This is a genomic window from Streptomyces morookaense (assembly GCF_013030945.1).
Classification (GTDB): Bacteria; Actinomycetota; Actinomycetes; order Streptomycetales; family Streptomycetaceae; genus Streptomyces; species Streptomyces morookaensis.
The window spans coordinates 16972-30718 of the sequence record NZ_JABBXF010000066.1 but is presented as its reverse complement, the minus strand read 5'-3'; the positions used below and the strand labels follow the sequence as shown (position 1 = coordinate 30718).

Annotated in this window: 14 protein-coding genes; 11 read left to right on the top strand and 3 right to left on the bottom strand. The window is 72.3% G+C overall.

Annotated elements, in window-relative coordinates; all coding sequences use genetic code 11:
• Positions 1–251: 251 nt before the first annotated feature.
• The gene (locus HG542_RS25115; RefSeq protein ID WP_171085196.1) at positions 252–1574 is read left to right on the top strand and encodes a polysaccharide deacetylase family protein; all 1323 of its coding nucleotides are present in this window, start codon (positions 252–254) and stop codon (positions 1572–1574) included.
• Here HG542_RS25115 and HG542_RS25110 read toward each other — a convergent pair.
• Positions 1555–2544 (bottom strand): ATP-binding protein, encoded by a 990-nt coding sequence (locus HG542_RS25110; RefSeq protein WP_171085194.1) that lies wholly within the window; start codon positions 2542–2544, stop codon positions 1555–1557. The genes HG542_RS25115 and HG542_RS25110 overlap by 20 nt on opposite strands.
• Positions 2545–2645: 101 nt before the next feature.
• On the opposite strand from HG542_RS25110, the gene HG542_RS25105 reads away from it, so the two are divergent.
• Positions 2646–3467, top strand: a complete 822-nt coding sequence (locus HG542_RS25105) for a Fic family protein (protein ID WP_171085192.1) — start codon at positions 2646–2648, stop codon at positions 3465–3467.
• A gap of 279 nt (positions 3468–3746) precedes the next feature.
• Here the strand turns inward: HG542_RS25105 and HG542_RS25100 are convergent, their stop codons facing one another.
• A complete protein-coding gene (locus tag HG542_RS25100; RefSeq protein ID WP_171085190.1) occupies positions 3747–4646 on the bottom strand; it encodes an HAD family hydrolase in 900 nt (299 codons plus the stop codon).
• A gap of 450 nt (positions 4647–5096) precedes the next feature.
• On the opposite strand from HG542_RS25100, the gene ssd reads away from it, so the two are divergent.
• The 7 genes from ssd (at position 5097) to HG542_RS25065 (ending at position 10161) form a co-directional block, all read left to right on the top strand.
• A complete protein-coding gene (ssd, locus tag HG542_RS25095) occupies positions 5097–6206 on the top strand; it encodes a septum site-determining protein Ssd (protein WP_373313149.1) in 1110 nt (369 codons plus the stop codon).
• On the top strand, positions 6203–7360 hold the full coding sequence (locus HG542_RS25090) for a TadA family conjugal transfer-associated ATPase (RefSeq protein WP_171085186.1): 1158 nt from the start codon (positions 6203–6205) through the stop codon (positions 7358–7360). The genes ssd and HG542_RS25090 overlap by 4 nt, the downstream gene beginning before the upstream one ends.
• Entirely contained in the window at positions 7357–8262 is a 906-nt protein-coding gene (locus HG542_RS25085) for a type II secretion system F family protein (RefSeq protein WP_229922670.1), read from the top strand. Before HG542_RS25090 ends, HG542_RS25085 begins: the two co-directional genes overlap by 4 nt.
• A 143-nt stretch (positions 8263–8405) precedes the next feature.
• The gene (locus tag HG542_RS25080) at positions 8406–9146 is read left to right on the top strand and encodes a type II secretion system F family protein (protein ID WP_171085265.1); all 741 of its coding nucleotides are present in this window, start codon (positions 8406–8408) and stop codon (positions 9144–9146) included.
• Positions 9147–9289: 143 nt separating this feature from the next.
• Positions 9290–9487 (top strand): DUF4244 domain-containing protein, encoded by a 198-nt coding sequence (locus HG542_RS25075; RefSeq protein ID WP_171085184.1) that lies wholly within the window; start codon positions 9290–9292, stop codon positions 9485–9487.
• The gene (locus HG542_RS25070) at positions 9474–9818 is read left to right on the top strand and encodes a TadE family type IV pilus minor pilin (RefSeq protein WP_171085182.1); all 345 of its coding nucleotides are present in this window, start codon (positions 9474–9476) and stop codon (positions 9816–9818) included. Before HG542_RS25075 ends, HG542_RS25070 begins: the two co-directional genes overlap by 14 nt.
• 7 nt (positions 9819–9825) lie before the next feature.
• On the top strand, positions 9826–10161 hold the full coding sequence (locus tag HG542_RS25065) for an Rv3654c family TadE-like protein (protein ID WP_171085180.1): 336 nt from the start codon (positions 9826–9828) through the stop codon (positions 10159–10161).
• On the opposite strand, the gene HG542_RS25060 is transcribed toward HG542_RS25065, so the two are convergent.
• Positions 10149–12668 carry a DEAD/DEAH box helicase gene (locus tag HG542_RS25060; RefSeq protein ID WP_171085178.1) on the bottom strand — a complete coding sequence of 840 codons (2520 nt, stop codon included), beginning with the start codon at positions 12666–12668 and terminating at the stop codon, positions 10149–10151. The two genes, HG542_RS25065 and HG542_RS25060, sit on opposite strands and share 13 nt — an antisense overlap.
• A 54-nt stretch (positions 12669–12722) precedes the next feature.
• Here HG542_RS25060 and bldG point away from each other — a divergent pair, with 54 nt between their 5' ends.
• Positions 12723–13064, top strand: coding sequence for an anti-sigma factor antagonist BldG (gene bldG / locus HG542_RS25055; RefSeq protein ID WP_030367299.1), 342 nt, complete (start codon positions 12723–12725; stop codon positions 13062–13064).
• A 177-nt stretch (positions 13065–13241) separates the two neighbouring features.
• Positions 13242–13712: an ATP-binding protein gene (locus tag HG542_RS25050; protein ID WP_171085176.1), complete on the top strand. Its 471-nt coding sequence runs from the start codon at positions 13242–13244 to the stop codon at positions 13710–13712.
• Positions 13713–13747: the final 35 nt, after the last annotated feature.

Below are 13747 nucleotides of genomic sequence, written 5' to 3'. Positions count from 1 at the left end.
CGGCGGGCAGCGGCGGGAGCGGCTGCTTCGGCTGAGGCTTTCTCAACTCTCAGTAAACGAATCGTAATGGAGAGTAAAGGCCCGGCGGAAGAGCGAGCGGAGCGAGGCGGGCCACCTTCCCTCTAACAGGTGAATCCGTACCGTTCTTCGGCTTGTCATACTTTCTCTCGCCTCGGTTCGTGCGAGGTTGGCGCCGCGTGAACGGTCCGAGGGCCGGATCGGCCGGTCCGGCCGAAGGGTGAGGTGCGCCGATGGCGGCTGCATGGAGATTCGCGTTGGGCGGCCTTGCCGCTCTGGCGCTGACGACCGGGGCGTCCGGCTGTTCCGGGATGACGCCCGGCGACGCGGGGCCGGAGGAGGGGGCGGCCCTGCCGAACGCGGTCGAACGCCCTTCCCGGCTCATCGGCGACGGCTCCACCGCCGAGACCGGTCCCCAGCCCCGGCAGCCGAAGCCCCGTCGCCTCGGACCCGGGGAAAAGCCGCCGCAGTTCGTCGTCTTCTCGTGGGACGGGGCGGGCGAGGACGGCCAGAAGCTGTTCTCCCGCTTCCGCGCGGTCGGCAGGAAGTACCACGCGACCATGACGTACTTCCTCAGCGGCGTCTACCTCCTCCCCTACGGCAAAAGGGAGTTGTACGACCCGCCCAGGCACGCCGCCGGCGCGTCCGACATCGGCTTCAACGACGTCGAGGGAGTCAGGGACACCGTTCGGCAGCTCCGTGGCGCCTGGCTTGAGGGCAACGAGATCGGCACGCACTTCAACGGTCACTTCTGCGGCTCCGACGACGGGGTCGGCACCTGGACCACCGAGGAATGGATGAGCGAGATCCGGCAGGCCGAGTCCTTCGTCAAGAGATGGAAGACGAACACCGGCCTGCGCAACGAGCCACCCCTGCCGTTCGACTACAGCAAGGAACTCGTCGGCGGCCGCGCTCCTTGCCTGGAGGGTCAGCACAACCTCATCCCCGCGGCCAGGGCCATGGGGTTCCGCTACGACGCCAGTTCCATCGGCGGCCGGCAGGTCTGGCCCCGCAGGACCGGCGGCATCTGGGACTTCCCGCTGCAGGACATCCCGGTGCCCGGCGAGGACTTCGAGACACTGTCGATGGACTACAACTTCCTTGCCAACCAGTCCGGAATCACCAAGGGCGACCCCTCCCTGCGCGACGAGTGGGGCGACCAGATGCGCGACGGTCTCCTCGCCGGTTTCAACCGGGCCTACCGGGGCAACCGCGCCCCGTTCTTCGTGGGCGACCACTTCGAGTCCTGGAACGGCGGAACGTACATGCACGCCGTCGAGAGCGTCATCAAGACGGTCTGCGGGAAGAAGGGCGTGCGATGCGTGTCGTTCAAGCAACTCGCCGACTGGCTCGACGTGCAGGACCCCGGGGTGCTCGCGAAGCTGCGCACTCTGGACGTCGGCGAGGCACCGAAGAAGGGATGGGGGCGGTTCCTCGGCAACCGGCCCGCCGCTTCGCACGCCTCAACCCGTAAGGCGTCCGGGAAGGACGCCGGCAAGAGGGACGGCTCCGACGGGAAGGCGCGGAGGGCGGACGTCAGGCGGGCTGCGGAGTAGCCAGGATCCGTTCGTCCAGCACGAAGGAAGGGTCGACCTGTGCCGCCAGGTCGGTGCCCGTCTTCGCATTGCCCCAACTCTGCGCGTTCTTCAGGTGGAAGTGCACCATCTGGCGCGTGTAACGCTGCCAGTCGCGCTGTTCGTACGTGGCGTCGGCTGCCGCGCGCAGCGTGTCCAGGGCCTGCCGGTTGGCCTCTTCGAGCAGGCCGAAGCGCGGCGGACGGCCCTTCTCCATGGCCCGGACCCAGTCGGAGTGGCCGACTGTGGTGAGCAGGTCGTCCCCGACCTCCTCGCGCAGGAAGTCCACGTCGTCGCTGCCCTGCACCTTGTTGCCCACGACCTTCAGGCAGACCCCGAAGTCCCGTGCGTACTCCTTGTACTGGCGGTAGACGGAGACGCCCTTGCGCGTGGGCTCGGCGATCAGGAAGGTCATGTCGAAGCGGGTGAACATGCCCGAGGCGAAGGAGTCGCTGCCCGCCGTCATGTCGACGACGACGTACTCGCCGGCGCCGTCGACGAGATGGTTCAGATAGAGCTCGACCGCACCGACCTTGGAGTGGTAGCACGCGACACCGAGGTCGGACTCGGTGAACGGCCCGGTCGCCATCAGCCGGACCGGGACGCCCTCGTCCATCCGTACGGGGCGGGCGCACGCCTGATACACCGGGTTGTCCTCGCCGATGCGCACCAGCCGTGAACCCTCGCCGGGCGGGGTGGTCTTGATCATGGTGTCGACGGCGATCCGCGGATTCGTGCCTCGCAGCCAGGACTTGATCAAGGGCAGCTGCGCGCCCATTGCGGGCAGCGCGGCGGCATCCGCTTCGTCGAGCCCGAGCGCCGCGCCCAGATGCTGGTTGATGTCCGCGTCCACGGCGACGACGGGGGCGTGGGCGGCGGCGAGATGGCGGATGAAGAGCGAGGACAGCGTGGTCTTCCCGCTGCCGCCCTTCCCTACGAAAGCGATCTTCATGTTCACCAAGCGTAGGCGCGGGGATGCGCGGTGTGAGAGCCGTGAGTGAAGAAGACCACTCGTTCGAGGGGTGTGAGTCCGAAGTGCGTAGGGTTTTGCCCATGAGTACGACAGCCGATCCGCTCGCCGCCCTGGCTTCGCTGCCGGGCGTTGCCGACTCCGTGGACTCCGTGCGCAGGGCGGTGGACCGGGTGTACGGGCATCGCGTGATGCGCCGCCGAAGCAATGAGATCACCTCCGAGGCTGCGCTGCGCGGCGCGCGCGGCTCCGCTGCCCTGTCCGGTGCGGACTGGGCGCTCGAAGAGGTACGCCGCCGCTCCGACTTCGGCGGTGAGGGCGAACCGCGCACCGTGGGTGCCGCGCTGCGCCTGACCGCCGAGGCGGGGCAACTGCTCAGCGTGTGGCGGCAGTCGCCGCTGCGTGTGCTCGCCCGGCTGCATCTCGTGGCCGCGGGCGGCGACACCCCGGACGCACGGGTGGGACGGCCGCGGCTCGCCGGGGAGCCCGTCGACGAGCCGCTGATCGGCCTGGAGCTGCCGGAGGCGGACGAGGTGTCGGGCCGGCTCGAGGGGCTGGCAGGCCTGCTGATCGCGGGAAGCGAGGCGCCGGCGCCGGTCACGGCGGCCGTGGTGCACGGCGAGTTGCTGGCTCTGCGGCCTTTCGGGTCGCACAACGGCCTGGTCGCCAGGACGGCGGAGCGCATCGTGCTGATCGGCAGCGGGCTCGACCCCAAGGCCGTCTGCCCGGCCGAGGTCGGGCATGCGGAGCTGGGGCGCGAGGCCTATGCGGCGGCCCTGGAGGGCTATGTGTCCGGAACGCCCGAGGGCGTGGCCGCCTGGATCGCCCACTGCGGGCGGGCGGTGGAACTGGGAGTGCGCGAGAGCACGGCCGTTTGCGAAGCACTGCAGCGGGGCGCCGCCTGACGGGCTTCCGTGCGGGCGCGCCGTGACGTGCCTGTGCACAGGGTTGCGGCGGTACCGGTCCTGCATTGGTACCGCCGCTGGCACGTCCATCGGGTTACCATGCGTGCACGAAACTTGCCCATCAGGTCGGGGACTTCGCCCGTCACCTGGTGCGGCTGGCCCGTAATCGACGGGTCGGCGTCGCGTGGGTGCCCGACGTTCGTGCGCGGTCCGTGGGGCCTTGGTGCGTGAAGGGCGTCCTCCCGGATGTCCCTGGTCTCGCGGGCCGTCAAGTCCTTTCTACTCCTGTCGCCGGAGATGCGGAAGTCCAAGCCGCAGTTCTTTGCTTTTGCCGTCAAAGCCGGGCAAAGCAGTCGGGTAGTTGCGGCGGCGGCCCGCCAGCCAGACCAGGCCTGCGGTGGCGGCGGCCGCGCCGAACGCCGCGGCCATGACCAGCGCCGGACGCGAGGGCATGGCCAGGGAGGCCACGCGCTGCCTGAGCCGCACGGGGCGGCTGAAGGTGAGAACGGGCCAGTCGCGGGCGACGGCCTCGCGGCGCAGGGCCCGGTCGGGATTGACCGCGTGCGGATGGCCCACCGACTCCAGCATGGGGATGTCCGTCACCGAGTCGCTGTAGGCGTAGCAGCGCGCCAAGTCGTAGCCCTCCGACTGTGCGAGCTCCCTGATGGCCTCTGCTTTGGTGGGGCCGTAGGCGTAGTACTCGACCTCCCCGGTGAACGCGCCGTCCTCCACGACCATGCGCGTGGCGACGACCCGGTCGGCGCCCAGCAGCCGGCCGATCGGCTCGACCACCTCGGCGCCCGAGGTGCTGACGATCACGACATCGCGGCCGGCCGCGTGGTGCTCCTCGATGAGCGATGCGGCCTCGTCGTAAATGATCGGGTCGATGAGCTCGTGCAGGGTTTCCGCGACGATCTCCCGGACCTGCTGGACATTCCAGCCGCGGCAGAGTCCGGAGAGATACTGGCGCATGCGTTCCATCTGATCGTGGTCGGCACCGCCGGCCAGGAAGACGAACTGTGCATACGCGGTGCGCAGCACGGCACGCCGGTTGATCAAGCCGCCTTGGTAGAAGGACTTGCCGAAGGTGAGCGTGCTCGACTTGGCAATGACCGTCTTGTCCAGATCAAAGAAGGCGGCCGTCCGGGGCAAGGAGTGGTTTTCCACTCCGCCGAGCATAGGGGCCCTCCATTCGGCGTAAGCTGAGGCGTGTGGGTTTGCCTGAGAAGGCTCTCGGGTACACCATGGAAGTCACGGATCGTTCGCGACCGTGTCTAACCCGGTCCGGCTCCTCCCCCCCCGAGTCGGCCGTGGGGACGACCCCCGCTCTCCCCCCCGGCGGGGGTCGTCGCATGTCCGGATGTGTTTCGTCCATCCCCATCGGGCCTTCCTCCCCTCGTGCGGCCGCGTCCGGCGGCGCTCCTGCCCCCTTCGTGCTCGTGACGCAGCGTAATCAAACCGCCGCTCTCCGGAAGTCACCGGTATAGGTGAGCGGGATATTCACATCCGCTGAGTTGTCCACAGTTTTTGACCAAGATCCACACGATTTCCCGGTTCGCTGCACGGTGATTCCCCGCGACTTCCGCGATGCCCGCGGATCGAGAGCGCGTAGTGAGAGGGGAGGGCACCGTGACCGGATCCCGTACATCCGATTGGCACGCTTCCATGCCCGGCAGACAGAACGGGCCGCTGATCGTCACCGAGGACGAAGGACTGCTCGACGACCTGCTGCGGCTGTGCGCCGCTGCCGGGGCCGTTCCCGAGGTCGCCCATGGAACGCCCGCGCGCAGGGCGAGTTGGGAATCCGCGCCGCTCGTCCTGGTCGGCGACGACTGCGCCGGGCGGCTCGGCGCCGCCGGCCGGAGGGACGCGGTGGTGCTCGTCGGCAAGGACATGGACGATCCGGGCGTCTGGCAGCGGGCCGTCGGGATCGGCGCCTGCCATGTGGCACTGCTGCCCGACGGTGAGAAATGGCTCGTCGACAGGATCGCCGACGCGGTGGAGGGCGTGGGACGCGCCGCGTTCACGGTGGGGGTCATCGGCGGGAGAGGAGGCGCCGGGGCCAGCACGCTGGCCTGCGCACTCGCCCTCGCCGCGGCCCGCGCGGGGCTGCGCACCGTGCTGATCGACGGTGATCCGCTGGGCGGCGGGCTCGACGTGCTGCTCGGGGGCGAGAGGGCGGAAGGGCTCCGCTGGCCCGCCTTCGCCGATTCGCGGGGCAGGGTGGCGGGCCAGGCACTGGAGGAGGCGCTGCCCGAGATGCACGACCTGCGGGTGCTGAGCTGGGACAGGAGCGACTGCACGGTGGTGCCGCCGGACGCGATGCGGGCCGTGCTCGCCGCGGCCCGGCGGCGCGGCGGAGCGGTGGTCGTGGATCTGCCGCGCCGGCTGGACGACGCCGCCCTCACCGCCCTCGAACAGCTCGACGTGGGGCTGCTCGTGGTGCCCGCGGAACTGCGTGCCGTCGCGGCGGCCCGGAGCGTGGCGGCCACGGTGGGCATGGTGCTGGACGACCTCCGGGCCGTGGCCCGGGGTCCGTTCGGTTCCGGGCTCGACGGGGACGAGATCGCGCGCCTCCTCGGTCTGCCCCTGGCAGGTGAACTGCCGCCCGAGCCGGGCCTGTCGCAGGCCCTGGTCTCCGGAAGGCCGCCCGGTGGCGGCACGCGAGGCCCCCTGGCCCGCTTCTGCGCGCGGTTCTGGGACGCGGTGCAGATCGGCGACGGAGGTGTGCCGGTATGAAGGGCGCCCTGCTGGACGCCGTACGGCTGCGGCTGGCGGAGAGCGGGCTGGAGCCCACCCCCGCCCGGGTCGCGGAGGCCCTGCGGCACGAGGGACGGCTGCTCGGGGACGCCGAAGTGCTCGGCGCCGCCGACCGGTTGCGCTCCGAGCTGACCGGGGCCGGCCCGCTGGAACCCCTCCTGGCCGAACCCGATGTGACCGATGTGCTGGTCACCGCCCCCGACCGGGTCTGGGTGGACCGTGGAGCGGGACTGGAGCGGACCGGAGTGGCCTTCCCGGACGCGGCAGCGGTGCGCAGGCTCGCGCAGCGGCTCGCCGCCATCGCCGGACGCCGCCTGGACGACGCCCGGCCCTGGGTGGACGCCCGCCTGCCCGACGGCACCCGGCTGCACGCCGTGCTGCCGCCGGTGGCCGTCGGATCGACCTGCCTGTCGCTGCGCGTCGTCCGGCCCCGCGCCTTCTCCTTGGACGAGCTGGTGGCAGCGGGGACGGTTCCGCCCGGCGGACAGAGGCTGTTGCGGGCCGTGTTGGCCGCCCGGCTGTCGTTCGTGATCAGCGGAGGTACGGGCAGCGGGAAGACCACGCTGCTGTCCACCCTGCTCGGGCTGGTCGCACCGGACGAACGCATCGTGCTCACCGAGGACTCGGCCGAACTGCGCCCGGACCACCCTCACGTGGTCCGTCTGGAGAGCCGCCCGGCGAATCAGGAGGGCACCGGTCTGGTCACTTTGCGGGACCTGGTGCGCCAGGCGCTCCGGATGCGCCCGGACCGCCTGGTCGTCGGCGAGGTGCGCGGCGCCGAAGTGCTGGATCTTCTTGCCGCGCTCAACACGGGCCACGAAGGCGGGTGCGGGACGGTGCATGCGAATGCCGCCTCCGACGTGCCCGCCCGGCTGGAGGCGCTGGGCTCGACGGCTGGACTCGACCGGGCAGCACTGCACAGCCAGTTGGCGGCCGCGCTGTCGGTGGTGATCCACCTGGCGCGCGACCGCCGCGGGCGCAGGCGGGTCGCGGAGGTGCACGTGCTCGACCGGGACGGGAGCGGCTTCGTGACGACCGTCCCCGCAGCCGTATGGGGCGCTGAAGGGTTCGAACGGGCGCCGGGGTGGGCGCGTTTGGCGGAGCTGTGCGAGCGTGGCGGGGGTGCGCCATGACCGCCGCCGGGATGTCGCCGCAGGCCGTGTCCTGGTGCGCGGCGCTGCTCTGCGCGGCAGTGGCGGCCGGTGCCCTGTCGCGGCCGGGCCGGCAAGTGCGCCGTGCCAGGCTCCTCCTGGCGGGCGGCGGAACGGCCGGTCCGCAGGGGCCCGCACCGCAACTCTGGCTTCGCCAGGGGGAAAGGCGTCTGCGCCGGGCGTGGCAGGAACGGCGCGAGTGGATGTGCGTGCCGCTCGGCTGCCTGGTGGCCCTGCTGGGGCATTCGGTACTGCCGCTGCTGGCCGGGGTGTTGGCGGTTCCCGTGGTGCGGCGGTGGCTCGCCGCTCGCGCCCGGCAGCGTGAACGGGAGGCTCGGGAAGCCGCCGTGATCGATCTGTGCGGGACCGTCGCGGGCGACTTGCGGGCCGGAAGACAGCCCGGCGAGGCCGTGGCGGAGGCCGGTGGCGAGGATCTCGGGCCGGGCTGGGCGGCGGTGCCCGCGGCCGCGCGGTTCGGCGGGGACGTCCCGAGGGCGTTGCGGAAGGCGGGGAGCGGTCCGGGGGCGCACGGGCTGAACGGTGTGGCCGCCTGCTGGCGGGTCGCGGTCGACGGGGGAGCAGGGCTCGCCGCCGGGCTGGAGCGGGTGGCTGCGGCTCTTGCCGCCGAACGGGACCAGCGGGAGGAGCTCCGGGCCCAGTTGGCGGGCACGAGATCGACCGCGGCGATGCTCGCCGTCCTCCCGGCGCTCGTCCTCCTCATGGGGGCGGCACTCGGGGCGGCCCCGCTGCGGGTGCTGTTGCACACCCCGGCCGGGCTCGGCTGCCTGGTGCTCGGAGGGCTGCTCGAGTGGGCGGGGCTCATGTGGACGGGCCGGATCGTCCGGTCCGCCGCCGGGGAGGCCGGGGGAGGCGGTCGCTCGTGATCGGCAAAGGAATGATCGGCGAAAGTGCGTTCATCCCTGGCGTGAGCAACGAAGACACGATCGGTGAAGCCGTCCGCGGTCTGGGGCCGGTCGCCCCGCTTGCAGTCCTCGTCCTGTGCGCGGCAGTTGTGATTCCGCTGGCCATGGCCACAGTCGGGGCCGCCGTGCTGGTGAACGGGGTCCGCAGCAGACGCGTGGTGCGCCGCCGGGTGGCGTCGTTGTGGGGAACCGGCCGTCGGGCAGGTGCTGTTGCCCGCCTGCGGGTCCGGGCCCGGCAGGCGGTGGCCGGTGACGGACTTCTCGCAGGGGGCGCGGGAGTTGTCGTGCTCGTTTTGGTCGGGGGCGCCGCCGGGTGCCTGACCGGTGCCGCTGTGGCGTACGGCGTGTGGCGGTGGCGGAGACGTGTGCGGCGGTCCACGGGGAGTGAGGTGCCGGCGGAGGACGTTGCGCGGCAACTTCCCATCGCTGCCGATCTCCTGGCCGCCTGCCTCGCCGCCGGTGCAGGGCCTCGGGAGGCTGCCGAGGCCGTCGGGGCGTCCCTGGGCGGCCCGGTGGGTGAACGGCTCGCCCAAGCGGCCGCGGAGGTACGGCTGGGCGGGGATCCGGCGGCGGCCTGGGGACGTCTGGGGAACCTTCCCGGCGCCGGAGGGCTGGCGCGTTGTCTGGAGCGGGCCCAGGCGACGGGTGTGCCCGCCGTGGAGCCCATGTCACGACTGGCCGTCCAGTTGCGCACAGCCCGGACCCGCGAGGCGGGCATACGCGCTCGCCGGGCGGGTGTCCTGGCCACGGCACCGCTGGGGCTGTGCTTCCTCCCCGCCTTCCTGACGGTCGGCGTGGTGCCGGTGGTGTACGGGCTGGCCGGCGGGCTCTTGAAGGGGAGTTGACGCGGCTCCTGGACGACAACCGGGAGCGGATCGACCGAGTACGAGAAGCCGCACGGCAGTAGTGCGGCCGAGGCGACAAAGACAACAGGCAGTGCAGGACAGCGCAAAGCAGTGCAACCAACACAAGCAAGGGAGACGCAATCATGGTGATGTCGTGGTGGTCACGGCGCTGGGCACGGATGAAGGCGGCGGCCGAGGCAGGGATGACCACGGCCGAGTACGCCGTGGGAACGCTGGCGGCGTGTGCGCTGGCGGCGGTGCTCTACAAGGTGGTGACGAGCGGGGCTGTCAGCTCCGCCCTGCAGTCGCTGATCGGCAAGGCGCTCCATGCGCCGTTCTGATGGCGGTTACGTGACGGCGGAGGCCGCTGTGGTGCTGCCGACCCTGGTGCTGTTCAGCGTGACGCTGCTCTGGGGGCTGATGGCCGTGACCGCGCAGATCGAGTGCGTGGACGCGGCCAGGTCGGGGGCCAGGTCCGCTGCGCGGTCCGATCCGCCGTCGGTGGCCGTCGCGGCGGCCAGGTCGGCCGCACCGGAGGGGGCCCGCATCGGGGTGGAGCGCCGGGGCGATCTGGTGCGGGTCCGGGTCGAGGCCCGGGCGGCCGGGCCCGGTCCGCTGGCGGTCCGGGTGAGCGGGGAGGCGGTGGCCCTTGCGGAGGAGACGGTTCGGTGACCGGGGCATGGCCTCGGTCTGGGTGGCGGTCGCCGCGACGGCGTTCTGCGTGGTCTTCGCCGCGGTGCTGGCAATGGGCCAGGCGGTGGTCGCCCGCCACCGCGCGGGCGGCGCGGCGGACTTGGCGGCGCTGGCGGCGGCGGACCACGCCCTGCTCGGCAAGGACGTGGCCTGCGGGCTCGCCCGCAAGGTCGCGGCGGCCCAGCAGGCGGTGGTGGTGCGGTGCGCCGTCGTCGGTGAGATCGCCGAGGTGTCGGCCGAGGCCCGGGCGGGGCCGTACCGGGTGCGGGTCCGCTCCCGTGCGGGCCCTCCGGAAGCGGTGGATCCGGTCTACGCGGGCTGATCCGGTGCCGGTGGTGGTACCTGCGGCGGTACCGGTGGCGGTGGGGGCGGAGTGTCCTCGCCGCCGTCCTCCGCCGGTGCGTCCGAGAGGAGGCGGGTGAGCAGCCGGATGGCGGCTCGTTTGTCCAACGGGTCGTTGCCGTTGCCGCACTTGGGGGACTGGATGCAGGACGGGCAGCCGGTGTCGCACTCGCAGGAGGCGATCGCCTCGCGGGTGGCGGTGAGCCAGCGCGCGGCGGTGCGGAAAGCGCGTTCGGCGAAGCCCGCGCCGCCCGGGTGGCCGTCGTAGACGAAGACGGTCGGCAGGAGCGTGTCGGGGTGGAGGGGGACGGAGACGCCGCCGATGTCCCAGCGGTCGCAGGTGGCGAAGAGGGGGAGCATGCCGATGGAGGCGTGTTCCGCGGCGTGCAGGGCCCCGCCGAGGGCCTCGGGGTGGATGCGGGCCTCGTCGAGCTGGTCCTCGGTGACGGTCCACCACACGGCGCGGGTGCGCAGGGTGCGGGGCGGCAGGTCCAGCTTGGACTCGCCGAGGACCTCGCCGGTGATGAGTTTGCGGCGGAGGAAGGAGACGACCTGGTTGGTGACCTCGACGGAGCCGAAGCACAGCCGTGCGTCCCCCCAGGGGATCTCGGTGGTGGTCTCCAGGATGGAGACGGCCGTGGTGTCGCGCGCGGTCGTCGAGTAGGGCGGATCGGCCTGCTCGACCAGGGCGACGGACTCCTCCAGGTCGAGGTGGCGCACGAGGTAGGTGCGGCCCTGGTGGAGGTGGACGGCGCCCTCGTGGACGGTGGTGTGGGCGGCCGACGCGTCCACCGTGCCCAGCAGCCGGCCCGTGCCCTCCTCGACGACCTGGACGGGACGGCCGCCCTCGCCCCGGATGTCGGCGAGGTCGGCGGCGCGTTCGCGGCGTGTCCAGTGCCAGGCGGCGGCGCGGCGGCGGAGCAGTTTGCGGGCTTCGAGCTGGGAGAGGAGGTTGCGGGTCTCGGGCCCGAAGAGTGACAGGTCGGCCTCGGTGAGCGGCAGTTCGGCGGCTGCGGCGCACAGGTGCGGGGCGAGGACGTAGGGGTTGTCGGGGTCCAGCACGGTGGACTCCACGGGCTGCCGGAAGAGTGCCTCGGGGTGGTGGACGAGGTAGGTGTCCAGCGGGTCGTCCCGGGCGACCAGGACGGCGAGGGCGCCCCGGCCCGTCCGGCCCGCGCGGCCCGCCTGCTGCCACAGGGAGGCGCGGGTGCCGGGGTAGCCGCAGAGGAGCACGGCGTCGAGGCCGGCGACGTCGACGCCCAGTTCCAGGGCCGAGGTGGCGGAGAGCCCGAGCAGCTCGCCGGTGTGCAGGGAGCGCTCGATGGCCCGGCGCTCCTCGGGGAGGTAGCCGCCGCGGTAGGCGGCGACACGGGAGGGGAGGGAGCGGTCCACGGCGGCCAGGCGTTCCTGGGCGATCAGGGAGACGAGCTCGGCGCCGCGCCGGGAGCGGACGAAGGCGACCGTGCGGACGCCCTGGACGGCGAGGTCGGTCAGCAGATCGGCGGTCTCGGCGGTGGCGGTGCGGCGGACGGGGGCGCCCCGTTCGCCGTGAAGCTCGGTGAGCGGCGGCTCCCACAGGGCGAAGACGAGCTCGCCGCGCGGGGAGGCGTCCTCGGTGATTCCGGTGACCGGCACGCCGGTGAGCCGGGTCGCCGCCGTGGCGGGGTCGGAGGCGGTGGCGGAGGCGAGCAGGAAGACGGGGTCGGAGCCGTAGCGGGCGCAGACGCGCCGCAGCCGGCGGAGCACCTGGGCCACGTGCGAGCCGAAGACCCCGCGGTAGGTGTGGCACTCGTCGACGACGACGTAGCGCAGGGCGCGCAGGAAGGAGGCCCATCTGGGGTGGGAGGGCAGGATCGAGCGGTGGAGCATGTCCGGGTTGGTGAGCGCGTAGTTGGCGTACTGACGCACCCATTCGCGTTCCTCGACCGGCGTGTCCCCGTCGTACACGGCGGCCCGGACGCCCTTGCCCAGGGGCGCGGCCAGGTCGCGTACGGCGCGGCGCTGGTCGGCGGCGAGGGCCTTGGTGGGGGCGAGGTAGAGCGCGGTGGTGCCCCGGCCGTTGGGGGCCTCCGAGCCGTCCAGCAGGGTGCTGAGGACGGGCGCGAGGTAGGCGAGGGACTTGCCGGAGGCCGTGCCGGTGGCCACGACGACCGACTCGCCGTGCAGGGCGTGCTCGGCCGTGCGCGCCTGGTGGGCCCAGGGGCGCTCGATCCCGGCGGCCCGGATGGCGTCGATCACCTCCGGCCGGATCTTCTCGGGCCAGGGGGCATGACGTCCGGGACGAGGGGGCAAGTGCTCCGTATGAGTGATGCGTGCAGCCCGACCTGCCCCGGCGGTGAGTCGGTCGAGGACCGTCCGGGGAGCGGGATGTACGCCCGCCTCCGGCGGGAGTTGATCGTTGGCCATCGACACCGAGTGTGTCACCGGCGTGACGGACAATGGCGCCAAGGCGTCGTGCACGCCTGCCGGTAAGTGATTGAATGCCATCGCGGCTGCCGATCCATGGGGGGCGACCGCTCGATGCAAGGTGCTGGAGGATCCGTGGACCTGTCCCTGTCGACCGAGACCGTAGGCGACCGTACGGTTGTCCGGGTCGGTGGCGAGATTGATGTGTACACCGCGCCCAAGCTGCGTGAGCAGCTGGTCGAGCTGGTCAACGACGGCAGCTATCACCTCGTCGTGGACATGGAGGGTGTCGACTTCCTCGACTCCACCGGGCTCGGCGTCCTGGTCGGCGGCCTGAAGCGGGTGCGTGCCCACGAGGGCTCGCTGCGGCTGGTCTGCAACCAGGAGCGCATTCTCAAGATTTTCCGTATCACCGGCCTGACCAAGGTGTTCCCGATCCACACCTCGGTCGAGGATGCGGTGCAGGCGACCGACTGACGGCCCTGCGGTCTGCCGGCGGCCCGGTGACCGCCGGCGGCCGGGGCGGCCGTCCGCGGCCGCCTGCCCGACGACCCAGTTGCGCCGGGGGTTCCGGGCCGGCAGGTCCGGGTCCCTCTGCGAGTCAGCCCTGTTCCCGGAGAAGGAAAGAGGGCACGTACCACCGAGGGGGATGGCATGGCCACCGTCGAACTGCTCTTCAGTGCCCTTCCCGAGCATGTCCGGACCGCCAGGCTCGTGGCGGCCGCGGTGGCGCGCCGGGCCGGGGTCGACGAGGCCGTGCTGGACGAGGTGCGGCTCGCCGTCGGCGAGGCGTGCTCGCGCGCTGTCGGGCTGCACGTCAGCCATGGGATCGGGAGCCCGGTCCGGGTGGTGCTGACCGAGGACGAGAAGAAGTTCTCGATCGAGGTCGCGGACGACGCGCCGCACGCGGTGGTCGTCGAGGCCACGGCGGGTGCGCGGGCCGGTTCCGTCGGCGCCGGCTCCGGGGCGGCGGTGCCCGCCGCGGAGGAGGGCGCCGAGGGCGAGGACGACATGGGCCTCGCCGTGATCAGCGGCCTGGTGGACGACGTCGAGGTGTCGGCCGACGAGACGGGCGGCCATATCCGGATGAGCTGGCCGACGACTCCGGCCCCCGCGCTGTCGTAGTCCGGCCTCGTTCTTCTGCCGGAGTTCCGCGTCCG

Coding starts and splice junctions, on each gene's coding strand:
- HG542_RS25060 (WP_171085178.1), bottom strand. CDS start 12,668: ATGGCATTCAATCACTTACCGGCAGGCGTGCACGACGCCTTGGCGCCA.
- HG542_RS25105 (WP_171085192.1), top strand. CDS start 2,646: ATGAGTACGACAGCCGATCCGCTCGCCGCCCTGGCTTCGCTGCCGGGC.
- HG542_RS25100 (WP_171085190.1), bottom strand. CDS start 4,646: ATGCTCGGCGGAGTGGAAAACCACTCCTTGCCCCGGACGGCCGCCTTC.
- HG542_RS25080 (WP_171085265.1), top strand. CDS start 8,406: ATGGCCACAGTCGGGGCCGCCGTGCTGGTGAACGGGGTCCGCAGCAGA.
- HG542_RS25050 (WP_171085176.1), top strand. CDS start 13,242: ATGGCCACCGTCGAACTGCTCTTCAGTGCCCTTCCCGAGCATGTCCGG.
- HG542_RS25115 (WP_171085196.1), top strand. CDS start 252: ATGGCGGCTGCATGGAGATTCGCGTTGGGCGGCCTTGCCGCTCTGGCG.
- HG542_RS25075 (WP_171085184.1), top strand. CDS start 9,290: ATGGTGATGTCGTGGTGGTCACGGCGCTGGGCACGGATGAAGGCGGCG.
- HG542_RS25065 (WP_171085180.1), top strand. CDS start 9,826: ATGGCCTCGGTCTGGGTGGCGGTCGCCGCGACGGCGTTCTGCGTGGTC.
- HG542_RS25070 (WP_171085182.1), top strand. CDS start 9,474: ATGCGCCGTTCTGATGGCGGTTACGTGACGGCGGAGGCCGCTGTGGTG.
- HG542_RS25085 (WP_229922670.1), top strand. CDS start 7,357: ATGACCGCCGCCGGGATGTCGCCGCAGGCCGTGTCCTGGTGCGCGGCG.
- HG542_RS25090 (WP_171085186.1), top strand. CDS start 6,203: ATGAAGGGCGCCCTGCTGGACGCCGTACGGCTGCGGCTGGCGGAGAGC.
- HG542_RS25110 (WP_171085194.1), bottom strand. CDS start 2,544: ATGAAGATCGCTTTCGTAGGGAAGGGCGGCAGCGGGAAGACCACGCTG.